This window comes from Achromobacter sp. Marseille-Q0513 (genome assembly GCF_018195695.1).
Classification (GTDB): Bacteria; Pseudomonadota; Gammaproteobacteria; order Burkholderiales; family Burkholderiaceae_B; genus Achromobacter.
Genome location: NZ_JAGTJY010000002.1, coordinates 16131 through 41364 on the forward strand (window position 1 = coordinate 16131; position 25234 = coordinate 41364).

Genomic DNA, 25234 nt, shown 5'->3' on the forward strand with positions numbered 1-25234 from the left:
GGATATTCGCGGGTTTGGGTGCATTGGCGGGCATTTCCAGCGCGCGCCGGTCGCCCTGAGATTTCGAAACAATTAGACCGAATCGTGTCGCCAGCCGTCTATGCCTGAAATTGGGTATTTCGCGTCGGACCAGTCCGAACCCCCGATACGGACCGGGTTCAGCTCAGCCAGCCACGCGCCCGCGCGGCATGCACGGCTTTCGTGCGGGACGACACCAGCAACTTGCGATAGATGTGCTTGATGTGGCGCTCGACGGTGTAGCGTGACAGATACAGTTGTTCGGCGATTTCGCGGTTGCCCAGGCCCGCGGCCACCAGGCTCAGGATCTGGCTCTCGCGCGGGCTCAGGGGCCCCGCCGCATCGGGCAGTTCCGCTGGCGGACCGCGGAATTCCTGGATCAGGCGGCGCGTCACGAAGGGATCCAGCGGCGCGCCGCCGCTCAGCGCGCTGCGGATGGCGGCGCCGACCTCGATGTCGTCGCGCTCCTTGAACACATAGCCCGACGCGCCCGCGCGCAGCGCGGCTAGGACGTCATCCTCGAGGCGCCAGGCCGACACCACCACGATCGTCATGTCAGGGTTGGCCGCATACATTTCGGCGATGAGATCCACGCCGCTGCCGTCGGGCAGGTCCAGGTCCACCAACGCCACGGACACGGGCTGGCGGGAGAAGCTGGTCCTGGCCTCGGCCAGCGACCCGGCGGAACACAGCGATGCCAGCTCGTAGCCGAATTGCATCAGGATGCCCTCGAGCCGGGTCCGTGCCTGTGGCTCCGCCCCGACCAACAGTACGGGCTGGCGCAGCACGAAGTCGAAGACGGACGATTGGGCGGACATGGAATCAAGACGGAAGCGACAAGGCCATACGGCGCCGTGCATGTGCCATGGCAGCCGACGGCGGATCAGATTCGTGCGGAAGGCTGAATACCAATACTGCGAATTCCGGGAGCGGAGCATAGCACCGGGTATTTTCAGGATTACTCGAATCCCAGCCGGTGTTTACCCTGCGTTCCATGGAAAACCCCAAGCCTGAAATCAATTCAATTTATATGGACACAAATTCGATATATATTGAAATTCGTGATGAAATTAATTTCACGACTTGTTTTCCATAATCCGGCCGCGCATCAGTCTTTCGTACAGCCACGAGGGGTGGCGGTCGCACGATAGCAGCATTCCCAGCGGGCGGCATCAGACTTTGGTCGTAGGACAATCCCTCGTAGTCCGGATCCGAAAATCCCTTCCAACGCCGGCTTTCGCCTGGAAAGACGGTATTCCAGACAGAGGGACCGAATACTCCCTTCCAGCGTATTCGTCGCAACCTTGTTAATAAGCTTCTCGATTGCTCTTATTAATGTCGAGATAATTAATAATATTGTCGAGATGGGCCGGCATGCCCGCCGCCGCTTGCCGCAAGGCCCGATCCGCCGTCCCCGGAATCAAGCGCCGCCCTGGTCAGCGAACTCGTCCACCACCACCTGCCGCAACCACTGATTGGCCGGATCCCGGTGATTGCGCGCGTGCCAGAACACATTGATGACCGACTCCGGGATCTTCACGGGACAGGGCGCGGTGGCCAGCCCGAAGGGCTTGCAGGCGCAGTCGGCGAAGCGCCGGGGCACGACGGCGATCATGTCGGTGGCCTGCAGCACCGGCCCCACCGCCATGAAATGCGGCACCGTCAGCCGCAACCGCCGCCGGATGCCAGCCCGCTCGATGACCTCGTCCACCACGCCATGGCCGGTGCCCTCCGACACGATGGCCACGTGCTCGGCGGCGCGGAACTGGCGGATCGACACGCCCGAGCGCGCCAGCGGATGATCCTGGCGAAAGATGCAGACATAGGGCTGGCGAAACAGCCGGCGCTGGAAGAAGCCAGCCTTCAAGGCCGGCAGGAAGCCCATCGCCAGGTCCACCCGGCCGCGCTCCATCTCGTCCTTCACGTCCATCGAGGTGGTGCGCACCGTGCGGATGGTGACGCCCGGCGCCATGCCTTCCAGCGTGCGCATCAGCCTGGGCAGGAAATAGGATTCGCCCACGTCGTTGACGCCGATCACGAAGCCGCGCTCGCTGCCGCGCGGGTCGAACGACGCGCGCGCGTTCAGCGTGCTGTGCAGCGCGCCCAGCGCGTCGGCGATGGGCTGGGCCAGCGATTGCGCGTAGGGCGTGGGCACCATGCCGCGCGCGGTGCGCAGGAACAGCTCGTCGCCCAGCAGCTTGCGCAGCCGGCCCAGCGCGTTGCTGACGCCGGGTTGCGAGATGCCCAGGCTTTGCGCCACGGCCGCCACCCGGCCGTGCTTCTGCAGCTCGTTGAAGACGACCAGCAGGTTCAGGTCCAGGTCTTTCAGGTCCATGCGCTTGTCTCCACCAATATTTATTCTGGTGATCTGTTTAATTTTCCAGATTCTATTTATTAATTTGCCAGACTGCCGGATCATTCCCGGATAACAAGCCGGCGACCACGACGCGCCGGCGCCGCCCGGCCGCGCCATGGCCGGCGACAACCTGGAGACAAGCATGTCCACGCCATCCATCGCCGCGCCCAACGGCCGGAGGCGCCCATGAGCGCCGCCATCCCCGCCAGCCCCGAGGCCGCCGCCTGTCCGAGCGGCGACGCGCCGGCCGGCGCGTCGCCGTCCTGGCCCGCAGAAGGAGCCCACCGCATTCCCTTCGGCGTCTATACCGACGCTGCCCTGCACCAGCGCGAGCTGGAACGCTTCTTCTATCACGGCCACTGGAGCTATGTCGGCCTGGAAGCCGAGATCCCCAAGCCCGGCGATTTCAAGCGCACCGCCGTGGGCGAGCGCTCGGTCATCCTGCTGCGCGACCAGGATGGACGGGTGCGCGTGGTGGAGAACGTCTGCGCGCATCGCGGCGTGCAGTTCTGCCGCGAGCGCCACGGCAACCGCAGCGAGTTCGTCTGTCCGTATCACCAATGGAACTATGACCTGCAGGGCAACCTGATCGGCGTGCCGTTCCGGCGCGGCGTCAAGCAGGACGGCAAGGTCAACGGCGGCATGCCGCCGGATTTCAAGCCCGAGGAACACGGCCTGACCAAGCTGGCGGTGGCCTGCCGCAACGGCGTGGTGTTCGCCTCGTTCGACCACGAGGTCGAGCCGCTGGAGGACTACCTGGGGCCCGACATCCTGCATTACTTCGACCGCGTCTTCGACGGCCGCGAGCTGGTGATCCACGGCTACAGCCGCCAGCGCATCCCGGGCAACTGGAAGCTGATGCAGGAGAACATCAAGGATCCCTATCACCCCGGCCTGCTGCACACCTGGTTCGTCACCTTCGGCCTGTGGCGCGCCGACAACCGCTCGGAACTGAAGATGGACCGGCACTTTCGCCACGCCGCGATGATCTCCACGCGCGGCCAGGGCGGCAAGGGCAGCGTCACCAGCGGCGTGTCGAGCTTCAAGGAACAGATGTCGCTGAACGACGACCGCTTCCTGGACATCGTGCCCGAGCCCTGGTGGAACGGGCCGACCGCCGTGCTGATGACGCTGTTCCCCAGCGTCATCATCCAGCAGCAGGTCAATTCACTGTCGACCCGCCACATCCAGCCCGTCGGCCATGACGCCTTCGATTTCGTCTGGACGCATTTCGGCTTCGCCGACGACAGTCCGGAAATGACGCGGCGACGCCTGCGCCAGGCCAATCTGTTCGGCCCCGCGGGCTTCGTGTCGGCCGACGACGGCGAGGTGATCGAGTTCTCGCAGGCCGGCTTCGCGCAGAAACCCTGGCACCGCAGCGTGGCGGAGCTGGGCGGCAAGACCGCCGAGAACACCGAACACATGGTCACCGAGACGCTGATACGCGGCATGTACCAGTACTGGCGAAAAGTTATGGCCCCCCCGAGCGCTGCGCGCTTCCCCCAGGGGCGCAGCTGCGGACCGGCGGAGCCGGATCCGCGCTGCCCGGATGAGGACGGTATTGCCTGAACGGGGCGCGTTTCTTCTTGAGCGAGGTGCGCTTCTTCTTGCCATGTGGCGCTTTGCGCCGGGGATGACTGAACATGATTGAATTTGGCTTGTACTGGCAGATCGGCCAGCTTTATGCCGACTATGCGGCCGCGCTGGACGCGGGGGAATGGGACAAGTGGCCCGACTTCTTTGTCGAGGACTGCGTCTACAAAGTGATGCCGCGCGAGAATCACGAACGGGGTTTTCCGCTGGCGACGATGTCCTTCGAGAGCCGCGGCATGCTCAAGGACCGCGTCTACGGCGCGACCGACACCATCTTCCATGACCCGTACTACCAGCGCCATGTGGTCGGCGCGCCGCGCGTGCTGTCGGTGGATGCCGTGCGCATCGCGTCCGAAGCCAGCTATGCCGTGTTCCGCACCAAGCCGAACCAGCTGACCACGGTCTACAACGTGGGACGCTACGAGGATGTGATCCGGCGCACGCCGGACGGCCTGAAGTTCGAATCGCGCCTGTGCATCTTCGACAGCGAGCTGATTCCGAATTCCCTCATCTATCCGATCTGACCAGGAGCCTGAACGCATGAGCACGGAATGGACCAGGGCCCTCGCGCGGGCCGACGTGCCGGACGATGACGTCATCGCCGTGACGGCCGGCGGCAGGGAAATCGCGCTGTACGGCGTGGACGGCGAGGTCTACGCCACCGCCAACCTCTGTACGCACGGCAATGCCAGGCTGTGCGACGGCTTTCTCATGGGCCACGAGATCGAATGCCCGCTGCACCAGGGCCGCTTCGACGTGCGCGACGGCCGCGCGCTGTGTTCACCGCTGAGGGAAAACCTGGCCACCTACCCCGTCCGGATCGAGGACGGGTTCGTGTTCGTGGCCTTGTAGGCTACGCCGACGCCGACGCCGGCGCGCTCAGCGCCAGGCGCAGCGCCTCGTTGGCGGCGGCCATGCCCATGGCCGCCGTCACCGTGACCACCGAGCCGTAGCCGGCGCAGGACAGGCCCTGCGGCGCGACGGCCTGGCCGGCTGCGCCCACGGCGTCCTCGCCCTCGGTCGGACGGGTCCAGGCGTCGGGCAGGATGGCGGGCTGGTCGAACCACAGCGCATGCACGCCCATCTTCGGCACCCGCTTGAGCGCCTTGCCGTTGCGGTCGGAGGCGCGCGGAAAGCCGTGTTCCTTGCGCAGCTTGTTGCGCAGCTTGGACAGCAGCGCATCGTTCACCGCCGCCGACAGGTCGCCGGCGCGCAGCGCCAGCGGATCGGTCTTGCCGCCCGCGCCGCCGCACAGCAACATGGGCGCGCCCAGCGCGCGCGCGTGCAGGATCATGGCGATCTTCGCCGCGGCCTGGTCGGTGCAATCGATGATGACGGTATAGGGGCCGGGCAGCACCTGCGCCACGTTCTCGGGCGAAACGAAATCGTCGACCAGGGTCAGCGCGCATTGCGGGTTGATGGCCTGGACCCGCTCGGCCATGGCCTGGACCTTGGACTGTCCCAGCGTCTGCGTCAGCGCATGGATCTGCCGGTTGACGTTGGATTCGGCGATGTGGTCCAGGTCGATCAGCGTCAGCGCGCCGACGCCGCAGCGCGCCAGCGCCTCCACCGTCCACGAGCCGACGCCGCCCAGGCCGGCCACGGCGACGTGGGCGCCGCGCAGGCGGGCTGGCGCGTCCGGCCCGTACAGGCGGGAAAGGCCGCCGAAGCGGCGGTCGGCGTCGGCCTGTTCGATATCGCAGGCGGCGGGAAATTGCGGCGTGTTCATGGGCGGTATTTTAGGGCAGGCCAGCGCCCTGCCGCCGGCTCCGCGTCGCGCTAGCCGCCCGGCGCCGGCGCCGTCGTGGAAGAAACAGGCGCAACGGCGGCATCCGCCGCCGGCGCGTCGTCGCCGCCCAGCGCCTGGTACACCTTGACCTGGTTGACCAGCCGGTCCAGCCGGTTCTCGTCGCGGGCGATTTCCGCCGTCCGGCGCCGCTCCTGGGCGTCCAGCCAGGCCCGCAAGGCCACCGAGCCCGCGCGATAGCGCACCTCGTACAGGCGCTCGGCCTCGCGCGCGGCGTTCAGCGCGGCGTCGAGCTGCTCGCCGCGCTGACGCAGCTGGCTGCGGTTGGACAGGGCGTTTTCCACATCCGCCATCGCCTGATACAGCGACTTGCGAAAACCCACCACGCGTTCGTCGAAATCGGCGCGGGAGATCTTCAGGTTCAACTGGCGCTGGTTCCATTGCAGGAACGGCAGGGTCAGGCTGCCGGCCAGCGAGGCCACCGGATTCTGCAGCACCGTGCCCAGCGCGTCGCTGGAACCGCCCAGCGTCCCGGTCAGCGACAGCGAGGGATAGAAGCTGGCGCGGGCCGCGTCCACATTGGACAGGGCCTGGCGCAGCCGCAACTCGGACGCGCGCAGGTCGGGCCGGCGTCCCAGCAGTTCAGCCGGCACGCCGGCGCGCGCCATCGGCAAGGGCGCTTGCGGCAGGCGCGGCGGATCGCTCATCGTCCGGTCCGGCGGACCGTCGAACAGAATGGCCAGCGCATTGACATACTCCACCCGTTGTTGCACCAGCACGGCATGGGCCGCGACCTGGCTGGCCACGGTCTGCTCGGCCTCGGCCACTTCCAGCGCCGAGGCGCCGCCCGCCGCGTACTGGGCGCGCACCAGCTCCTGCGTCTTGCGCGCGGCCGCGATGCTCTCCAGGCTGGTGGCGATGCGCTGATTGATGAAGCCGGTCTGCCAGTACAGGGTGGCGGTGGTGCCGACCAGGGACAGCGCCGCGCTCTGGCGGTCCTGCTCGGTCGCCAGCGCTTCCCACTGGGCCGCATCGCTCTGGCGCGACAGCTTGCCCCACAGGTCCACTTCATACTGGACATTGAGCTCGACGCCGTACTTGCTGCTGCTGCTGCGATCGCCGCGCAGGTTGCGCGAGCGGGCGTTGGTGGCGGTCAGCCCCGGCTGCGGAATCAGCTTGTCGTCGGCCAGGCCGGCCAGGTACTGCGCGCGCTGCAGCTTGATGGCAGCGATCGCCAGGTCGTTGTTGCGCGCCAGCGCCAGCTCGACCAACCGGTTCAGTTCGGGATCGTTGAAGTTGCGCCACCAGGCGCCGCCCTCGGCCAGCGCGCCGGCGACCGGCGCGGCCGAGGCCTGCTTCCAGGCCGCCGGCTCCCGAACCTCGGGCCGCTGGTAGTCGGTGCGCAGCAGGCCGCCGCAACCCGACAGGGCCAGCAGCAGCGCCAGCGCTGCCGGTTTGTGCATCATGGAAACTCTCATCGTCCTCATTCCCGGGCCAAGGCCTCTACGGGGTCCAGGCGCGCCGCGTTGCGCGCCGGCAGATAACCGAACAACACGCCGATCAGGGTGGAGCAGGTGAATGCCGCCACCATCGACGCCGAGGAATAGATCATGCGGAACGAGCCGCCCGTGGCCTTGGATACCAGCACGCCCAGCCCCAGCGACAGCGCGATGCCGACCATGCCGCCGATCAGGCAGACCAGCACGGCCTCGATCAGGAACTGCTGCATGATGTCGCCGCGCCGCGCGCCGACCGCCATGCGCACGCCGATCTCGCGGGTGCGCTCGGTGACCGACACCAGCATGATGTTCATGACGCCGATACCGCCGACCATCAGCGAAATCAGCGCGATCATGGACACCAGCAGCGTCATGGTCGCCGTGGTGCGCTCGATGGTCTTGCGCACGGCGTCCGTGTTGAACACGAAGAAATCCTTGGTCACGTGCCGGCGCGTCAGCACCTGCACGATGGCCTTCTCGGCGGCGACCGGCGGCACGTCGTCCTTGACCCGCACCGTGATGCTGCGCAGATGGCGCTGGCCCAGCACGCGCGACAGCGCCGTGGTGTAGGGAATCCAGACGTTCAGCGTCTCGTTGCTGCCGAAGACCGTGTCCTTCTTCTGCGTCACGCCGATCACGCGCGCCGGCATCGAGCCCAGGAAGATCACCTGCCCGATCGGGTCCGTGTGCGAGCCGAACAGCTTGCGGCGGGTGCTGTCGTCGATCACGACCTCCTGGGCGCGGCGCGCCACGGCGGTCTCGTCGAAGAACTTGCCCTGGGCCAGCTTGAACGCGCGCACGCGGAAGAACTGCTCGCCCACGCCCTGGATCGAGCCGTTGACCGAGACGTTGCGATAGCGCACCGTGTTGGTGGTGCCGACTTCCGGAGTCACGCTGTCGACGTAGCTTTCCCGCGCCAGCGCGTCGGCGTCCGACGGCAGCAGGGTATGGATCTGCGCCGCCTTCTCGTCGCCGAAGTCCTTGCCGGGGAAAACCTCGACGGTGTTGGTGCCGATCTCGGCGATGTCGTCCATGATCTTGCGTCGCGAGCCCTCGCCCAGCGCCACCACCGACACCACGGCGGCGATGCCGATGATGATGCCCAGCATGGTCAGCGAGGTGCGCAGCCGGTGCGCGTTCATGGCCAGCAGCGCCATGCGCAGCGCTTCGCCGCAGCGATCCAGGTAGGCCTGCCAGCCGGGCCGGCGCGGCATGGCCGCCGGCGCCTCGCGCTCGGCCTCGCGCCGCGGCGCATCGGGATTGCGGCGGTCGGACACGATCTCGCCGTCGCTGATCTCGATGATGCGCTGGGCATGGCGGGCCACGTTCATGTCGTGCGTGACCAGGATGATGGTGTGGCCGGCGGCGTTCAGCTCTTCCAGGATGCGCAGCACTTCCTGGCCGGTGTGCGTGTCCAGCGCGCCGGTCGGCTCGTCGGCCAGGATGATCTCGCCGCCGTTCATCAGCGCCCGCGCGATGCTGACGCGCTGCTGCTGGCCGCCCGACAGCTGGCCGGGGCGGTGATCGGTACGGTCGCCCAGGCCCAGGCGCCCGAGCAGTTCGCCGGCGCGCTGGTGGCGCGCCTCGCGCCGCTTGCCGGCGTAGACCGCCGGCACTTCCACGTTGCCCGTCGCGCTCAGGTCCGCCAGCAGGTGGTAGCGCTGGAAGATGAAGCCGAAGTGCTCGCGGCGCAATTCGGCCAGCTCGTCGGGGTCGAGTTCGCCGGTGCTGCGCCCGCTCACGCGGTAGTCGCCGCTGGTGGGGCGGTCCAGGCAGCCCAGGATGTTCATCAGCGTGGACTTGCCCGATCCGGACGCGCCGACGATGGCCACCATCTCGCCTGCCTCGATGGTCAGGTCGACGTTCTTGAGCACCGCGATGGTCTGCTCGCCCGCCGGGAACTCCCGGCGCACGCCAGACAGGGAAATCAGGGGACTGCCCATGATCAATGGCCCGCGGCCGCCGGATCGGCCGCCGCGACCGAATCGACCGTCACCACGCGCTCGCCGGGTTGCAGCCCTTCCAGCACCTCGGCGCGCACATTGTTGTTCATGCCGATGCGCACCTGGCGCTCCTCGGTCTTGTTGTCCTTGCCGACCACCCGCACGGCGTAGCGCCCGTCCTGGCCGCGCTTGCCCAGCGCCGAGGACGGCACCACGATGGCGTCCTTGGCCTCGCCGCGCACGATGAAGACCTGCGCCGTCATGGAGATGCGCAGCCGCTCGTCGGGATTGGGCACGTCGAACAGGCCGTTGTAGTAGATCGCCGCGCTGGTCGCGCTGCCGGAGGCGGACGTCAGTGACGCCGTCGTCTCGTCCTTCTGGATCGAGTCCGGCGCCGGCTCCACCGCGCGCAGCGTGGCGTGATAGCGCTCGTCCGGCTCGCCCAGGATGGTGAAGTACACCGGCAGGCCGGGCTTGACGCGGGTGACGTCGGCCTCGGAGATCTGCGCCTTGATGGTCATGGTGGCCACGTTGGCGACCTTGATGATCGTGGGCGCGCTCTGTATGGAGTTGACGGTCTGTCCCTGCTTGGTGATCACGGCCACCACCACGCCGTCGATGGGCGAGACGATGCGCGTATAGCCCAGGTTGACCTTGGCGATGTCCACGTCGACCTCGGCCTGCACGATCTGGGCGTCCAGCGAGGCGATCTCGGCGCGGGTCACGGCCAGCGTGGCCTCGGCCGTCTCGAAAGACTCGCGCGAACTGGCATCGGCCGCCAGCATCTGGCGCTGGCGACGGTAGGCCAGCTCGGACTGTTTCAGCGTGGCGATCTTGGCCGTGCGGGCGGCGCGGCGCATTTCCAGCGCGGCCTGCTTGTTGCGCAGCTCGTTCTGCTGGGTCATGTCGTCGATCTCGGCGACCAGCTGGCCCTTCTGGACGCGATCGCCCAGCGCCACCTTCAGCGACTTGAGCTGGCCGGACACCTGGGCGCCGACGCTGACGCGCTCGATGGCGTCGATGGTGCCGCTGGCCAGCACGCTGTCCTCCAGGTCGGCGCGGGTGACCTCGGCGGACGCGAAGGTCGGCGGCGGGGGAGACGACAGGAAGGCGGCATGGAAGCCATAGGCCAGGACCAGGAGGACGCCGGCGATCAGGCCGTAGCGCGCGAGCTTGCTGCGAGGCTGCTTCATCTTCATATTGCCGCCGTCCCGGAACGGAGGGCGCGCCCCGGCAGGGAGCGGCGGGCGCATGCGGTGCGCGGGGCGGATGATGCGTGGGCGTTGCGGTTCATTGATCCTGGTTTCCTTATGTCCCCCACATCCTAAACACATCAAGCATCCAAAGAACCGGCAATGTGTCTCAAAAGGGTGAAGATCGGTAAAGCCGCCCGCCCGGCCCGTTTTGCGGGGCCGCCGGCCTCGCCGGATTGTTCCGTTGCGAGAACGATACAGCCAGAACGGCGCGCCCAGCGGCCCCGCGGCCCACGGCCTTGCCGCGAACGTGCCGCCATCTTGCGCGCACCTGCCGCCTAACGGCGCGACTTGGCCGCTAGATGGCGCCTATCTTGTTACGCATCTGACAAAGTATTTGCGGCAGCGCAAAACATTCGCGCCTCGACATAGCGCGACGATGCCGACAGAATGAAACCAAGTTACGCCGTGTCTACCTCTCATCGATCCCCCTCCTCCAAGCCTGGTTCCCCGGAATTTTCCGGGGCGGCGCTGCTTTGCCTGCTGGCCATGATGAACCATGTGGCCTTGACCGGCGGGCGCATCACCGTGTCCCTGACCGCGCTGCAAATGGGCCTGTCGACCTTCAAGGTCGGCACGCTGGTGGCAGTGTTCGCCGTGCTGCCCATGCTGTTCTCGGTGCGCGCCGGCCGCTGGGTGGACCGGGTCGGCGTGCAGCGCCCGCTGGTCATCGGCACGGCGCTGGTTGCCGTCGGCACGGCGCTGCCCTTCATTTCGCAGACGCAGGCGGCGCTGCTGATCGCATCCTGTTCGATCGGCATCGGCTTCATGCTGCACCAGGTCGCCACCCAGGACCTGCTCGGCCACGCGGAACCGACGCAACGGCTGCGCAACTTCTCCCTGATGTCGCTGGCGCTGGCCGGCTCGGGCTTTTCCGGGCCGCTGATCGCGGGGCTGGCGATCGACCATCTGGGCACGCGGCTGGCCTTCGGGCTGCTGACGCTGGGCCCGCTGCTGTCGGCCGGCGGCCTGTACCTGCTGCGGCGCCAGCTCGCCGCGATCAATTCCCAGCTGCTGGCCGGCGCCAAGGAGGCCGAGCGCCGCAGGGTGACCGAGCTGCTGGCGGTGCCGGCCCTGCGCCGCATCCTGATGGTCAACACCATCCTGTCCGGCGCCTGGGACACGCATCTGTTCGTGGTGCCGATCTTCGGCGTGGCGATCGGCCTGTCGGCCACCACCATCGGCATCATATTGGCGTCGTTCGCGGCGGCAACATTCGTCATCCGGTTGGTATTGCCGCTGATCCAGCGCCGGGTCCGTTCCTGGACCCTGGTGCGCGCCGCCATGGCCACGGCGGCCGTGGACTTCATGCTTTACCCGCTGTTCAGCGACGTTAGCGTGCTGATCGTGCTGTCGTTCATTCTGGGGCTTGCGCTGGGATGCTGCCAACCGAGTATGCTTGCATTGCTGCACCAGCACTCCCCGCCCGGCCGCGCGGCCGAAGCCGTGGGCCTGCGCATGGCGCTGATCAACGGATCCCAGGTGTCGCTGCCGCTCACGTTCGGCGCGCTCGGCTCGGTGATCGGCGTCGCGCCGCTGTTCTGGGCCTATTCGGTGGCCCTGATGGCGGGAGGCTGGGCGAACCGCAATCCGCCGCTCGAAACCGACGCCAAACCGTAATGCAGTCCCCCGCCCCCCAAGACGCCGGCGTTTCCGGCGCCAGCCTGCCTTTCCGGCTCTGGACCAGCGAAGAACGCCAGGCCTCGCTGGACGAGACGTTGCGCCACTGGCGCAAGGGCGAGGACGTGTGGGTCTATGGCTACGGCTCGCTGATCTGGCGCCCGGATTTCGCCTTCGAGGAACGGCGGCTGGCCACGCTGCACGGCCATCACCGGGCGCTATGCCTGTGGTCCCGGGTCAACCGGGGCACGCCGGAATGCCCCGGCCTGGTGTTCGGCCTGGACCGCGGCGGCTCCTGCCGCGGCGTGGTCTACCGGCTGGCTGGCGGCCAGGTGCCCGACTATTTCCCGGCGCTGTGGGACCGCGAGATGTCCACCGGCGCCTATCTGCCGCGCTGGATCAATTGCAGCACCGAAGCCGGACAGGTCCGCGCCCTGGTCTTCATCATGAACCGCGACAACCCGGCCTACATCCGCGCCCTGCCCGAGCCGGAACTGCTGGCCATCGTGCGCCGGGCCTCCGGCCGCTACGGCCCTTGCACCGAGTACGTGGTGCAGACCGCCCAGGCGCTGCGCGCGGCGGGCATCCATGATTCCCGGCTGGACGCCATCGCCCGCCGCCTGGAAGCCGACAGCCACGCGCTGCCCGAGACGGCCTGACGGCGGGCCGGACACCCCGGCGCGACGCATTCCGGCAACAGGCGCCGGACAGGCTGGCTGCAACCTCCGCCCGATATGAGCAAGCCCTGCGCAGGGTCAATAGGGGAGCGCTCGTCCCGGCGGTATAAACTCCCTGTCATCAACGCTGAATCAAAGCCCCATGTCCGTCTCCGATCTGCGTCAAAGCTACGAAAAAAACGTCTTGCTGGAAAGCCAGGCCAGCGCTTCGCCGCTGGAACAGTTTTCCCGCTGGTTCGACGAGGCCCAGGCCGCCAAGGTGCCCGAACCCAATGCCATGACGCTGGCCACGGTCGACGCCAGCGGCCAGCCCAGCGCGCGCATCGTCCTGATCAAGGGCTACGATGAGCAGGGCTTCACCTTCTTCACCAACTACGAATCGCGCAAGGGCACGGACCTGCTGGCCGAGCCGCGCGCCTGCCTGCTGTTCTTCTGGCAGCCGCTGGAACGCCAGGTGCGCATCGAGGGCGTGGTGGAAAGGGTCGCGGCCGATGAATCCGACGCCTATTACCACAGCCGGCCCGCCGGCTCGCGGATCGGCGCCTGGGCCTCGCGCCAGAGCCAGCCCATCACGCGCGAAGAACTGGAGGCCCGCGAGCAGGAATTCCGCGCCCGCTATGGCGACCAGCCGCCGCGCCCGCCGCACTGGGGCGGCTACCGCCTGAAACCCACCGCGTTCGAATTCTGGCAAGGCCGCCCGTCGCGCCTGCACGACCGCCTGCGCTACGTCCCCGACGGCGCCGGCTGGAAGATCGAACGCCTATCGCCGTAGAGCCCCCCCGAGCGCTGCGCGCTTCCCCCCAAGGGGGCGCAGCTGCGGACCGGCGGAGCCGGATCTGCGCTGCCCCGATAAGGGTGGCGCCGCCGTGAACTTACATGACTGTTTCCAAGCCTGACTTCGACGCCACCTTCTTCCGCACCGCGCTGGGACGCTACGCCACCGGCGTGACGGTGGTCACCGCCGCCGACGCCGATGGCGCGCCCATCGGGCTGACGGTCAGCTCCTTCAATTCGGTGTCGCTGAATCCGCCGCTGGTGCTGTGGAGCCTGTCTGGCGGCTCGTCGTCGCGGGAAGCCTTCGAGCGCTGCGATCGCTACGTCGTCAATGTGCTGAGCGCCCACCAGATCGCGCTGGCGCGCCGCTTCGCCACCGGCAGGACGCCCGACCGCTTCAATGGCCTGACCGTGGCGCGGGCGCCGGGCGGCACGCCGATGCTGGACGGTGGCTGCGCCGCCTGGTTCGAATGCCACAACCGCAGCCGCTACGTCGAAGGCGACCACGTCATCATGGTCGGCGAAGTCGAGCGCTGCGGCCACAGCGGCGAACCGCCGCTGGTCTTCCATGCCGGCGGCTTCGACCTCACCCCCGCCGGCGCCCATGCCGCCAGGAAAACGCCATGACGCTCCGCCGCCCTTGCGCACAGGCATCGTCCGCCGCCGGAGCCCGCCGATGAGCGCCGACATCGACTGCGTCGTGATCGGCGCGGGCGTGGTCGGCCTGGCGATCGCGCGGGCGCTGGCGCTGCGCGGACGCGAGGTGCTGGTGGCCGAGACCACCGAGGCCATCGGCACCGGCACCAGCTCGCGCAACTCCGAAGTCATACACGCCGGCATCTATTACCCGGCCGGCAGCCTGAAGGCCCGGCTGTGCGTGCGCGGCAAGCATCTGCTCTACGCCTATTGCGCCGAGCGCGGCGTGCCGCACAAGCGCCTGGGCAAGCTGATCGTGGCCGCCGACACGGCCCAGGCGGCCCAGCTGGAAGACATCGCCCGGCGCGCGCGCGCCAATGGCGTGGACGACCTGCAATACATCTCCGGCGAAGAGGCCATGCGGCTGGAACCGGCGCTGCGCTGCACCGCCGCGCTGCTGTCGCCCTCCACGGGCATCGTCGACAGCCATGCCCTGATGCTGTCCTACCAGGGCGACGCCGAGAACGCCGGCGCGCAATGCGTGTTCCACACGCCGCTGGAATCCGGGCGCGTGCGTCCCGAGGGCGGCTTCGAGCTGCAATTCGGCGGCGCCGACGCGATGCGCCTGAGCTGCAACACGCTGATCAACGCGGCCGGCCTGCAGGCGCCGGCGCTGGCGCGCCGCATCGACGGCATGCCCGCCGCCAGCATCCCCGCCAGCTACCTGTGCAAGGGCAGCTATTTCACGCTGTCCGGCCGCGCGCCGTTCTCGCGGCTGATCTACCCCGTGCCGCAACACGCCGGCCTGGGCGTGCACCTGACGCTGGACCTGGGCGGCCAGGCCAAGTTCGGCCCCGACACCGAATGGGTCGACAGCGAGGACTACACCCTGGACCCGGCCCGCGCCGATGTGTTCTACGAGGCGGTGCGCAGCTACTGGCCCGCCCTGCCCGACCACGCGCTGGCGCCCGGCTACACTGGCATCCGCCCGAAGATCTCCGGCCCGCACGAGCCGGCCGCCGATTTCATGATCGCCGGTCCCGCCGACCACGGCGTGCCCGGCCTGGTCAATCTGTTCGGCATAGAATCCCCCGGCCTGACGTCCAGCCTGGCCCTGGCCGACGAAACCCTGGCGCGCCTGGCCGCCGCCTGACCCGACCTCCCTTCCATCCACGCATCCTCCAGACCATGCAGCACAACGACTACATCCTGACCCTGTCCTGCCCCGACCGCACGGGCATCGTGTATCGCGTCAGCGGTTTGTTGTTCGAACTGGGCTGCAACATCCTGGATTCCCAGCAATTCGGCGACGACGAAACCGGCCGCTTCTTCCTGCGCGTGCACTTCGACCTGCCGTCGGATATCCAGCCCGATGCGCTGCGCGCGCGCCTGGACACGCTGTCGGCCGAGTTCGGCATGGACCTGCAACTGCACGACGCCCGCCGCAAGGCGCGCCTGCTGATCATGGTCAGCAAGCAGGGCCACTGCCTGAACGACCTGCTGTTCCGCGTGCACAGCGGCCAGCTGCGCGCCGAGGTCGCGGCCATCGTCTCCAACCACAACGACTACGCGCCGCTGGCGGCCACCTACGGCATCCCCTTCCACCACCTGCCCGTCACGCCCGACACCAAGGCGCAGCAAGAGCAGCAGGTGCTGGACCTGGCGGCCCGCGAGCACATCGACCTGGTGGTGCTGGCCCGCTACATGCAGATCCTGTCGGCGGACATGTGCCGCGCGCTGAACGGCCGCGCCATCAACATCCACCACAGCTTCCTGCCCAGCTTCAAGGGCGCGCGCCCCTATCACCAGGCGCACGCGCGCGGCGTGAAGATCATCGGCGCGACGGCCCACTACGTGACGTCGGACCTGGACGAAGGCCCCATCATCGACCAGGACATCGAACGCGTGGACCACACTATGACGGCCGCCGATCTGACCCAGGTGGGCAGCGACATCGAATCGCTGGTGCTGTCGCGCGCGGTGCGCAGCCATGTCGAACACCGCATCCTGCTGAACCGCAACAAGACCGTCGTCTTCCGCTGATCGCGCGGATCCGGCCGGCCCGTCGGGCCGGCAGCGGGCTTTCTAGCCCGGTTCAGGCCGCAGCGTCGGCATGCGCGCCATCACCAGCCGCATCGCGCTTTCCTGCAACGGCGTGCGGCCCTCGGCCGGCCAGATCGCCTGGCTGACCGAGCGCGCCTCGTGCTCGAAGCCGATGAAGCGCGTGCCGGCCAGACCGCTGCGCGACAGGCAGGCCGGCACGATCGCCACCCCCAGTCCCTGCGACACCAGCGCGGCCACGCTCAGCCAGTGGCGCACCTCGTGCCGCACCAGCGGCGTGAAACCGGCCGTCACGCATAGCGACAGCACCGTCTCGTAGTAGCTGGGCGAGGCCGCGCGCGCGAAGAACACGAAGTCCTCGCCGGCCAGCTCGGCCAGCGCCAGGCTGCCGCGCCGCGCCAGCGCATGGCCGACGGGCAGGCAGACGACGAAGGGCTCGGCCACCAGGTCCTGAGCCTGCACGCCCTCGGGCAGCGGGTTGGCGTGGATGAAGCCCAGGTCCAGCTCGCCGCGATGCACGGCCTCGATCTGGTCATGGGAATTCAGCTCGGCCAGCACGTGCTCCACGTCCGGTAGCTCGGCCCGCATGGCCGCCAGCAGCGCCGGCAGGCCGCGGTACAGCATCGAACCGACGAAGCCGATGCGCAGCCGCCCGCGCAGTCCGGCGTCGACGCGCCGCACCAGCACGCGCACGTCCTCGGCCTGCCGCAGCAGCGCCTGGGCCTCGCGGTACAGCACCTTGCCCGCCTCGGTCAGCGCCACCTGGCGGCTGGTGCGTTCCAGCAGGCGCGCGCCCACGCCCTGCTCCAGCTGGCGGATGGCGTAGCTGAGCGGGGGCTGGGAAATGTGCAGCCGCGCCGCCGCGCGGCCGAAATGCCGCTCCTCGGCCACGGCGATGAAATAGCGCAAGAGGCGCGGTTCGAGGTCCATCGCTCGTCTCCCGTCATCGATATTTTTTTTGGATCAATCCAGACAAATCAAGTATTTGCATAGATTAATCCAGCCGCGCACCATGCAGCATCCCTCCGCAGCCCAGGACCGCCCCATGGACGCCGCCATGCTTGCCCCGCCGACCGCCGCCACGCCCGTGCCCGATTCGCGCGGCCTGAACCTGTTCCGCGCCGACCCCTACGCGGCCGCGCTCAGCCGCCTGTATCTGCCCCCGGCGCTACACGCGCACCTGCTGCCGCACCTGGACCGGCTGGGCGCGCTGGCCGGCGGCCGCATGGACGAGCTGGCCGCCGACGCCGACAGGCACCCACCCACGCTGTCGGTGCGCAACCGCGCCGGCGCCGACGAATCCCGCATCGACAAGCACCCGGCCTACGTCGAGCTGGAGCGCCTGGCCTACAGCGAATTCGGCCTGGCCGCGCTGTCGCATCGCGGCGGCGCGCTGGGCTGGCCCGAGCCCATGCCGGCCGCGGCCAAATACGCGCTCAGCCATCTGTTCGTGCAGGCCGAGTTCGGCCTGTGCTGCCCGGTCAGCATGACCGACTCGCTGGCGCGCACGCTGCGCAAGTTCGGCGCGCCGGAACTCGTCGAAAAGGTGCTGCCGCAGGTCACCAGCCTGGACTTCGACAGCCTGCGCCAGGGCGCCATGTTCATGACCGAGCAGGGCGCGGGCTCCGATGTCAGCGCCACCGAGGTCGTGGCAGAGGCGCGGCCGGACGGCAGCTGGCGCCTTAGCGGCGACAAGTGGTTCTGCTCCAACCCCGACGCCGGCTTCGCCATGGTGCTGGCGCGCAGCGAGGCGCAGCCCGGCCTGAAGGGCGTGTCGCTGTTCCTGCTGCCGCGCGAGCTGGACGATGGCAGCCACAACCGCTATCGCATCCTGCGGTTGAAGGACAAGCTCGGCACCCGCTCCATGGCCAGCGGCGAGATCCGCCTGGAAGGCGCCACCGCCTGGCTGGTGGGCGAGCACGGCCGTGGCTTCAAGCAGATGGCCGACATGATCAACAACTCGCGCCTGTCCAACGGCATGCGCGCGGCCGGCCTGATGCGCCGCGCCGTCACCGAGGCGGTCTACTTCTCGCAGCAGCGCCGCGCCTTCGGCCAGCGCCTGATCGACATGCCGCTGATGCGCCGCCAGCTGGCCAAGATGACGGTCTGGGCCGAACAGGCCCGCAGCGTGATGTTCCAGACGGCGCGGGCGCTGGCCGAGGCCGACCAGGGCCGCGCGGACCCGGCGCTGGCGCGCATCCTGACGCCGCTGATCAAGTTCCGCGCCTGCCGCGACGCCCGCAAGGTCACCGGCGACGCGATGGAGGTGCGCGGCGGCTGCGGCTACATCGAGGAATGGACCGAGCCGCGCCTGGTGCGCGACGCGCACCTGGGCTCGATCTGGGAAGGCACCAGCAACATCGTCGCGCTGGACGTGCTGCGCGCCATCAACCGCGAAAACTCGCTGCCGGCCCTGCGCCGCCACGTCGCTCAGCTGCTGGCCGAAGGCGTGCCTTGCGCGGACGCGCTGGCCGCCACGCAACAGGACGCCATCGAGCGCAGCTTCGCCTTCGCCGCCATGGCGGCCGAGGGCAACCGCGATGAACTGGCGCGGCAGGCGGCGACGCTGCTGTATCACGCCGTGTCCATCGCGGCCCTGCGCCGGGAAGCCCGCGAGCCCGGACTGGAAACGCGCGCGGTCCTGGCCGACCTGGTGTTGCGGCATCGCCTGGCCGCGCGCGACCCGTATGCGGCGCCCGCGAACGAAAGCGCCGACTGCACCGCCATCCTGCAATACGCGCTCTAGCACCGCGCACCCACGACGCCGGCGACACAGCCGGCGCGCCACCACAATGGAGACAACCATGAAACGCCTGCTCATCCCGCTGCTGCTGGCCACCGCCACGCTCACCGCCGTCGCGCCAGCGTCCGCCGCCGACGCCTACCCCTCGCGTCCCGTCACGCTGGTCGTGCCCTTCCCGCCCGGCGGCCCGACCGACGCGATGGCGCGCCGCCTGGCCGAAAAACTCAGGCAGCCGCTGAACCAGAACGTCATCGTCGAGAACCGCGCCGGCGCCGGCGGCAACATCGGCTCGGAATACGTGGCCCACGCCAAGCCCGACGGCTACACCATCCTGTTCGGCACCTCCGGCCCGCTGGCGATCAACGTCAGCCTGTACAAGAACCAGGGCTATGACCCCGAGAAGAGTTTTGCGCCCGTCATCCGCATCGGCCACCTGCCCAACATCCTGGTGGTCCATCCCTCGGTGCCCGCGACCAACGTGCAGGAGCTGATCGCCTACGCCAAGCAGCACCCGGACAAGCTCAGCTACGCCTCGTCGGGCAACGGCGCGTCCTCGCACCTGGCCGGCATCCTGTTCAACCAGATGGCCGGCACGCAGATCATGCATATCCCGTACAAGGGCACCGGCCCCGCGCTGAACGACCTGCTCGGCGGCCAGGTATCCATGTCCTTCACCGACATCCTGACCGCGCTGCCCCACATCAAGGCCGGCAAGCTGCGCGCCATCGGCCTGGCCAGCGCGCAGCGCTCGGACGCGCTGCCCGACCTGCCCACCATTTCGGAGCAGGGGCTGAAAGGCTATGACGTCAGCGTGTTCTTCGGCATCGTCGCGCCCAAGGACACGCCGGCCGCGACCGTGGACCAGCTCAACCAGGCGTTCCGCGCGGCGCTGGCGGATCCCGACGTGAAGCAGGCGCTGCACAGCCAGGGCATCGTTCCGGCGCAGGACCAGAGCCCGGCCGCGCTGACGGGCTTCATCGCCGAGGAAGTGCCCAAATGGCGCGCGCTGATCAAGAGCGCCAACGTTTCGATAGATTGAGGCCCCCCGAGCGCTGCGCGCTTCCCCCCAGGGGGCGCAGCTGCGGACCGGCGGAGCCGGATCCGCGCTGCCCCGCTCTTGGGACAGCCGTGGAGCGCCGGGGGTGTGGCGGCAGGCGCATGGCGCATCTGCTCCCCAGGGAAGCAACACTGACCACGAACCAGCGAGTACCTATGTTCCCCAAGCTTTCCGACGCCGGCGCGCTTGCCGGCTGCAAGGTGATCGACCTGTCCCGCGTGCTGGGCGGTCCGTATTGCACGCAGATTCTTGCCGACCACGGCGCCGACGTGCTCAAGATCGAGCCGCCTGGCGGCGACGAGACGCGGGGCTGGGGACCGCCGTTCCTGGGCGAGACGGCGTCCTACTTCATCGGCGTGAACCGCAACAAGCGCGGCATGGCGCTGGATCTGTCGCTGCCGGCGGGCCAGGAGCTGCTGCGCGCGCTGCTGGCCGACGCCGACGTGCTGGTCGAGAACTTCAAGCCCGGCACGCTGGAGAAATGGGGCTTGGGCTACGAGACGCTGAGCCAGGCATTCCCGAAGCTGATCCATTGCCGCGTCAGCGGCTTCGGCGCCGACGGGCCGCTGGGCGGCCTGCCGGGCTACGACGCCTGTGCCCAGGCCATGTGCGGCCTGATGAGCGTGAATGGCGAGGCCGATGGCGAAGCCACCCGCGTCGGCCTACCCGTGGTGGACATGGTCACCGGCCTGAACGCGGCCGTGGCGGTGCTGCTGGCGCTGAACGAGCGCGCGCGCAGCGGCCTGGGGCAGTTCCTGGACATCACGCTGTACGACTGCGCGCTGTCGCTGCTGCACCCACACGCGCCCAACTATTTCTACAGCGGCAAGACGCCGGCCCGCAGCGGCAATGCGCATCCCAACATCGCGCCCTATGAAACGCTGCCCCCCGCCAGCGGCCCGATCTTCCTGGCCGTGGGCAACAACCGCCAGTTCGCGCAGCTGGCCGCCACGCTGGGCGCGCCCGAACTGGCGCGGGACCCGCGCTACGCGGCCAACGCCGACCGGCTGGCCAACCGCCAGGCCTTGCGCGATGCCCTGTCGGCGCTGCTGGCCGCGCACGAGGCCGCTACGCTGGCGGACCGGCTGCTGCGCGCGGGCGTGCCCGCCGCCGCCGTGCAGACCGTGGACCAGGCCCTGGCCCATCCGCATACCCGCCATCGCGGCATGCTGCTGGAACAGGGCGACTACCGGGGTGTGGGCTCGCCGATCAAGCTATCGCGCACGCCCGCCAGGCTGCGTCGGCTGCCGCCGGCGCTGGGCGGCCTGGAACCAGAGGCCGGCTAGCGGCGCGGCGCGCCTAACCGCCCTGCGCCAGGCCTTCGCGGCGCGGGTCCGCGCCGCCCTGCAAGCCGTCCGGTCCGATCACGATGCCGTGGATGCCGCTGGGAAACTCGGTGATGCGCAGCGGATGCCCCATCGCTTCCAGCGCGGGCGCCAGGGCTTCCAGCGCCGTGCCCTTTTCCAGCTCGGTGTCCTTGTTGCGGCTGCCCATGTTGGGCAGCGAGATCGCGGCCTGGATGTCCAGGCCCCAGTCCAGCACGCCCACCAGCGTCTTGGCCACGTAGTTGATGATGGCGCTGCCGCCCGGCGAGCCGACCACCATGTAAGGCTTGCCGTCGCGCAGCACGATCATGGGCGCCATGGCGCTGCGCGGGCGCTTGCCCGGTTCGATGCGGTTGGCCACGAGCCGGCCCTCGGGATCCTTGAACGACGACGAGAAATCGGTCATCTCGTTGTTGAGCAGGAAGCCGCGCACGAAGATCTTGCTGCCGAACTCGTTCTCGATGGTGGTGGTCATGCTGATCGCGTCGCCGCGCGCGTCGACCGCCACCAGATGGCTGGTGGACGGCTGTTCCAGCGCCGCGTCGCGGCCCAGGCCCAGCAGCTTGCCCTCGGGGTCGCCGGGCAGCGCGACCTTCATGCTGCGGTCCGGCTGGATCAGCGCGCCGCGCGCGCGCAGATAGGCGGGATCGAGCAGCGCGCGCACCGGCACCTTCACAAAGTCGGGATCCGCCACGTAGAAATCACGGTCCGCGAAGGCCAGCCTGCCGGCCTCCGCGAAGTAGTGCACGGCCTGCGCGCTATTGGGCGCGTAGCGGGACATGGGGTACTGCTCCAGCTCGCCCAGCATCTGCAACACCGCCAGCGGGCCGCTGCTGGGCGGCGCCATGCCGCATAGCTCGTAGCCCCGGTACGCGCCGCAGACCGGCTCGCGGCGCTTGGCCTGATAGCCCGCCAGATCGTCCAGGCTCAGGTCGCCGGGCTTGGCATGGCCGTGCACGGCCGCGACGATGTCGCGCGCGATCGCGCCACGGTAGAAGGCGTCGGCACCGCGCGCCGCGATCTCGCGCAGCGTCTGGGCGAACTCGGGATTCTTCAGCACATGCCCCACCGGCCAGGGCTGGCCGTCGGGCGCATAGAAATAGGCGGCCGCCGCCGGCTGTTTCGGCAGCGCCTTGTTGCCGGCCAGGAGCGCATGCAGGCGCGGCGATACCGGAAAGCCTTGCTCGGCCAGGCGGATGGCGGGCGCGAACAGGTCCGCCCAGGGCAGCTTGCCATGCTCTTTGTGCGCCAGCTCCAGTCCGCGCAGCAGCCCCGGCGTGGCCACCGCCATGCCGTTGTTGACGGCCTGCGCGAAGGGCAGCGGCTTGCCTTCGGCATCCAGGAAGCGATCCTGGCGCGCGGCCGCCGGCGCGGTTTCGCGGGCATCGTAGGTCAGGACGCGCTGTTGCCGCGCCGAGTACAGCACCAGGAAAGCGCCGCCGCCGATGCCGGAGGACTGCGGCTCGACCAGGTTCAGCACCAGCTGCGCGGCAATCGCCGCGTCCACCGCACTGCCGCCGGCCCGCAGCATTTCGTCGCCCGCGCGCGTGGCCCAGGGATTGGCCGACACCATCATGAAATGCGGCGCGCGCACCAGCGCGCGTTCGGCATAGCCCGTCGCGGCCTCGGGATTTCGGTCCGCCGCCTGCGGGCCGCGCGCCCACGCGGCGGGCGCGGATGACGCGCCGGCGGCGATCAGGACGGCGGCAAGAACGGCGCGAACGGACAAGGGCATGGCGGACTCCGGCGGGTAACGGTGGGCGGGGCAGCCCCCAATGATATTCAAATCCGCCAATGGCGCGGCCGGGGCGCCCCGCAGGCATCCGGCATAGAATCCCGGTTCCGGCACTGCCCGCTCTTCCCGCTTTTTGCGCCATGCGCCTGCGTCACATCGAGATTTTCGAAGCCATCCGCCGCACCGGCTCCCTGACCGAGGCCGCGGCCGCGCTGCACATTTCCCAGCCCGCCGCCAGCAAGCTGCTGGCGCATGCCGAGGCCCAGCTGGGCTTCAAGCTGTTCGAGCGCGTCAAGGGCAGGCTGGTGGCCACGCGCGAGGCCGAGATCCTGACGCCCGAAGTGGCGCGGCTGAACCAAGACCTGAACAGCGTGCGCCGGCTGGCGGCCAGCCTGCGCGACCGGCCGCACGGCCATCTGCGGCTGGGCAGCGCGCCGGCGCTGGGGCTGGGCCTGCTGCCCGGCGTGGTACGCGCCAGCCGCGACGCGCATCCCGGCGTCACCTTCGACCTGCACACCTACCATAGCGCCGAGCTGGTCCAGGGGCTGCTGACGCGCGAGCTGGACGCCATCGTCACCTTCGACACCAATGACTATCCCGGCCTGACCCGCACCGGCCTGGGCCAGACCGAACTGGTGCACCTGAGCCTGGATCCGGGATCGGGTCCGCTGCGCCTGGCCGACCTGCCGCCGGACCACCCGCTGATCGTGCTGGACGCGCGCGACGCCTCTGGCGCGCTGCTGCAGATGGCGCTGGACGCGCAGGGCGTGGAGGTGAACCCCGCGATCCAGGTGAAGACGCACTACGTGGCCTGCGCACTGGTGGAGGCCGGCTGCGGCGATGCGATCGTCGACGCCATCACCGCCCGGGCGCTGCTGCGGCCGGGCATGCACCTGCGCCGCCTGGAACCCGCGCTGCGCGTGCCCATCAGCATCATGATGCGCAACCAGGACCCGGTGTCTGCCCTGCACCGCGACCTGATCGAACGGTTGCGCACGGCCTGCGACGCGTTGCTGGCGCGCCTGACCGAGGCCTGACCACGGGCCGCCACTGTTGCGGCGCCAGGGCCGCGCCACAATGAAAACGGGCGCCCGAAGGCGCCCGCGCAAACCAGGGACCGGCCCGGCCGGCCCCTGCTTCAAGCCATCAATCCAGCTTGATGTTCTGCTTCTTCACGACGTCCTTCGCCCAGTCGTACTGTTCCTTGATTTCCTTGGCGAATTCTTCCGGCGTGTTGCCCGACGGCGCCGAGCCCTGGTCGTCCAGCGCCTTGATGACCTTCGGGTCCTTCAGCGCCACGACCGCGGCGTCGCGCAGCTTGTTCACGACTTCCATCGGCGTGCCCTTGGGCGCCAGCAGGCCGTACCAGACCGGCTGGTTCAGCACCGGGAAGCCGGCGTCCTTGAAGGTCGGCACGTCCTTGATGGCATCGATGTTGCCCGGCCACGCGATGGCCATGGCGCGCAGCTTGCCCGCCTGGATCTGCGGCATGGAGGACGGCAGGTTGTCGAAGATGATTTCGATCTGGCCGCCGACGGCGTCGGCCACGGCCGGGCCCGAGCCCTTGTACGGCACGTGCACGATGTCGGTGCCCGTGGCCATCTTGAACGATTCGCCCATCAGGTGCAGCACGCCGCAGGTGCCCGAGCTGCCGTAGGAATACTTGCCGGGATTCTTCTTCAGCTCTTCCAGGAAGCCCTTGAAGTCCTTGGCCGGGAACTTCGGGTTCACGGCGACCACGTTGGCCGTGTTGGCGAAGTTGGTGACCGGCTGGAAGTCCTTGATCGGATCGTAGGGCAGGTCGTTCGGACGGCAGGCCGGGTTCACGGCCATGGTCGACACGGTGGCGATCGACAGCGTGTAGCCGTCGGGCTCGGCGCGCGCGGCCTCGGATGCGCCGATGGCGCCGCCAGCGCCGCCCTTGTTTTCCACGACCATGGGCTGGCCCAGTTCCTGGCTCATGCGCTGCGTCACGAGGCGCGCAATGATGTCGGTGGAACCGCCCGGGGCGAACGGGACGATGACGCGGATGGCCTTGCCGGGATACTTGTCGGCGGCGTGCGCGGCCGAGACGCCCAGCGTGCCGGCGGCGCCGGTGGCCAGCGCGATGGCCACGGCCAGGGTGCGAGCTTTATTCATTGGTGTGTTTCCTCCAAGATAGCGAATCCGCGTGTGTGCGGATTGTGTAGCGGGCCGG

22 protein-coding genes are annotated in these 25234 nt (G+C 68.9%); 13 read left to right on the forward strand and 9 right to left on the reverse strand.

The annotated features are described in order from the left end of the window. Positions 1-158: 158 nt before the first annotated feature. Positions 159-836, reverse strand: coding sequence for a response regulator transcription factor (locus tag KDH83_RS00760; RefSeq protein WP_212312157.1), 678 nt, complete (start codon positions 834-836; stop codon positions 159-161). 602 nt (positions 837-1438) lie between these two features. Continuing rightward, positions 1439-2353 (reverse strand): LysR family transcriptional regulator, encoded by a 915-nt coding sequence (locus KDH83_RS00765; protein ID WP_212312159.1) that lies wholly within the window; start codon positions 2351-2353, stop codon positions 1439-1441. A 207-nt stretch (positions 2354-2560) separates the two neighbouring features. Here KDH83_RS00765 and KDH83_RS00770 point away from each other — a divergent pair, with 207 nt between their 5' ends. The 3 genes from KDH83_RS00770 to KDH83_RS00780 all read left to right on the forward strand — a co-directional run bounded on the left by KDH83_RS00770 (position 2561) and on the right by KDH83_RS00780 (position 4819). Then, complete coding sequence (locus KDH83_RS00770; protein ID WP_249204732.1) at positions 2561-3943, forward strand: aromatic ring-hydroxylating dioxygenase subunit alpha; 1383 nt, start codon at positions 2561-2563, stop codon at positions 3941-3943. Between the two features lie 74 nt (positions 3944-4017). Continuing rightward, positions 4018-4491 carry an aromatic-ring-hydroxylating dioxygenase subunit beta gene (locus KDH83_RS00775; RefSeq protein ID WP_212312161.1) on the forward strand — a complete coding sequence of 158 codons (474 nt, stop codon included), beginning with the start codon at positions 4018-4020 and terminating at the stop codon, positions 4489-4491. Between the two features lie 16 nt (positions 4492-4507). Continuing rightward, entirely contained in the window at positions 4508-4819 is a 312-nt protein-coding gene (locus tag KDH83_RS00780; protein ID WP_212312163.1) for a non-heme iron oxygenase ferredoxin subunit, read from the forward strand. Position 4820: 1 nt separating this feature from the next. On the opposite strand, the gene KDH83_RS00785 is transcribed toward KDH83_RS00780, so the two are convergent. The 4 genes from KDH83_RS00785 to KDH83_RS00800 are packed head-to-tail and all read right to left on the reverse strand — an operon-like array spanning position 4821 to position 10349. Then, complete coding sequence (locus tag KDH83_RS00785) at positions 4821-5705, reverse strand: tRNA threonylcarbamoyladenosine dehydratase (protein WP_212312295.1); 885 nt, start codon at positions 5703-5705, stop codon at positions 4821-4823. Between the two features lie 41 nt (positions 5706-5746). Further along, positions 5747-7180, reverse strand: coding sequence for an efflux transporter outer membrane subunit (locus tag KDH83_RS00790; protein WP_249204734.1), 1434 nt, complete (start codon positions 7178-7180; stop codon positions 5747-5749). Positions 7181-7197: 17 nt separating this feature from the next. After that, positions 7198-9156, reverse strand: a complete 1959-nt coding sequence (locus tag KDH83_RS00795) for a MacB family efflux pump subunit (protein ID WP_212312166.1) — start codon at positions 9154-9156, stop codon at positions 7198-7200. Positions 9157-9158: 2 nt separating this feature from the next. Continuing rightward, the gene (locus KDH83_RS00800; protein ID WP_212312167.1) at positions 9159-10349 is read right to left on the reverse strand and encodes an efflux RND transporter periplasmic adaptor subunit; all 1191 of its coding nucleotides are present in this window, start codon (positions 10347-10349) and stop codon (positions 9159-9161) included. 549 nt (positions 10350-10898) lie between these two features. Between KDH83_RS00800 and KDH83_RS00805 the strand changes: the two genes are divergently transcribed. The 6 genes from KDH83_RS00805 to purU all read left to right on the forward strand — a co-directional run bounded on the left by KDH83_RS00805 (position 10899) and on the right by purU (position 16159). Next, a complete protein-coding gene (locus tag KDH83_RS00805) occupies positions 10899-12029 on the forward strand; it encodes an MFS transporter (RefSeq protein ID WP_249204735.1) in 1131 nt (376 codons plus the stop codon). Then, positions 12029-12688 carry a gamma-glutamylcyclotransferase gene (locus KDH83_RS00810; RefSeq protein WP_212312169.1) on the forward strand — a complete coding sequence of 220 codons (660 nt, stop codon included), beginning with the start codon at positions 12029-12031 and terminating at the stop codon, positions 12686-12688. The genes KDH83_RS00805 and KDH83_RS00810 overlap by 1 nt, the downstream gene beginning before the upstream one ends. A 160-nt stretch (positions 12689-12848) precedes the next feature. Continuing rightward, the gene (gene pdxH, locus KDH83_RS00815) at positions 12849-13478 is read left to right on the forward strand and encodes a pyridoxamine 5'-phosphate oxidase (protein WP_212312170.1); all 630 of its coding nucleotides are present in this window, start codon (positions 12849-12851) and stop codon (positions 13476-13478) included. Between the two features lie 104 nt (positions 13479-13582). Next, entirely contained in the window at positions 13583-14107 is a 525-nt protein-coding gene (locus tag KDH83_RS00820) for a flavin reductase family protein (protein WP_212312171.1), read from the forward strand. A gap of 49 nt (positions 14108-14156) precedes the next feature. Continuing rightward, on the forward strand, positions 14157-15269 hold the full coding sequence (locus KDH83_RS00825; RefSeq protein ID WP_212312173.1) for an NAD(P)/FAD-dependent oxidoreductase: 1113 nt from the start codon (positions 14157-14159) through the stop codon (positions 15267-15269). Positions 15270-15304: 35 nt separating this feature from the next. After that, entirely contained in the window at positions 15305-16159 is an 855-nt protein-coding gene (gene purU / locus KDH83_RS00830) for a formyltetrahydrofolate deformylase (protein WP_103272592.1), read from the forward strand. Positions 16160-16201: 42 nt separating this feature from the next. Here the strand turns inward: purU and KDH83_RS00835 are convergent, their stop codons facing one another. After that, positions 16202-17107, reverse strand: coding sequence for a LysR family transcriptional regulator (locus tag KDH83_RS00835; RefSeq protein WP_212312174.1), 906 nt, complete (start codon positions 17105-17107; stop codon positions 16202-16204). A 115-nt stretch (positions 17108-17222) separates the two neighbouring features. On the opposite strand from KDH83_RS00835, the gene KDH83_RS00840 reads away from it, so the two are divergent. From KDH83_RS00840 to KDH83_RS00850, 3 genes are all read left to right on the forward strand, one after another. Then, complete coding sequence (locus KDH83_RS00840) at positions 17223-18923, forward strand: acyl-CoA dehydrogenase family protein (protein WP_212312297.1); 1701 nt, start codon at positions 17223-17225, stop codon at positions 18921-18923. Positions 18924-18981: 58 nt separating this feature from the next. Beyond that, positions 18982-19959 (forward strand): tripartite tricarboxylate transporter substrate binding protein, encoded by a 978-nt coding sequence (locus KDH83_RS00845; protein ID WP_212312175.1) that lies wholly within the window; start codon positions 18982-18984, stop codon positions 19957-19959. A gap of 173 nt (positions 19960-20132) precedes the next feature. Next, on the forward strand, positions 20133-21263 hold the full coding sequence (locus tag KDH83_RS00850) for a CoA transferase (RefSeq protein WP_212312176.1): 1131 nt from the start codon (positions 20133-20135) through the stop codon (positions 21261-21263). A 13-nt stretch (positions 21264-21276) separates the two neighbouring features. On the opposite strand, the gene ggt is transcribed toward KDH83_RS00850, so the two are convergent. Continuing rightward, positions 21277-23037, reverse strand: coding sequence for a gamma-glutamyltransferase (gene ggt / locus KDH83_RS00855; protein WP_212312177.1), 1761 nt, complete (start codon positions 23035-23037; stop codon positions 21277-21279). Between the two features lie 140 nt (positions 23038-23177). Between ggt and KDH83_RS00860 the strand changes: the two genes are divergently transcribed. Further along, the gene (locus KDH83_RS00860; protein WP_212312178.1) at positions 23178-24074 is read left to right on the forward strand and encodes a LysR substrate-binding domain-containing protein; all 897 of its coding nucleotides are present in this window, start codon (positions 23178-23180) and stop codon (positions 24072-24074) included. 109 nt (positions 24075-24183) lie between these two features. On the opposite strand, the gene KDH83_RS00865 is transcribed toward KDH83_RS00860, so the two are convergent. Further along, on the reverse strand, positions 24184-25176 hold the full coding sequence (locus tag KDH83_RS00865; protein ID WP_212312179.1) for a tripartite tricarboxylate transporter substrate binding protein BugE: 993 nt from the start codon (positions 25174-25176) through the stop codon (positions 24184-24186). Positions 25177-25234 lie beyond the last annotated feature (58 nt).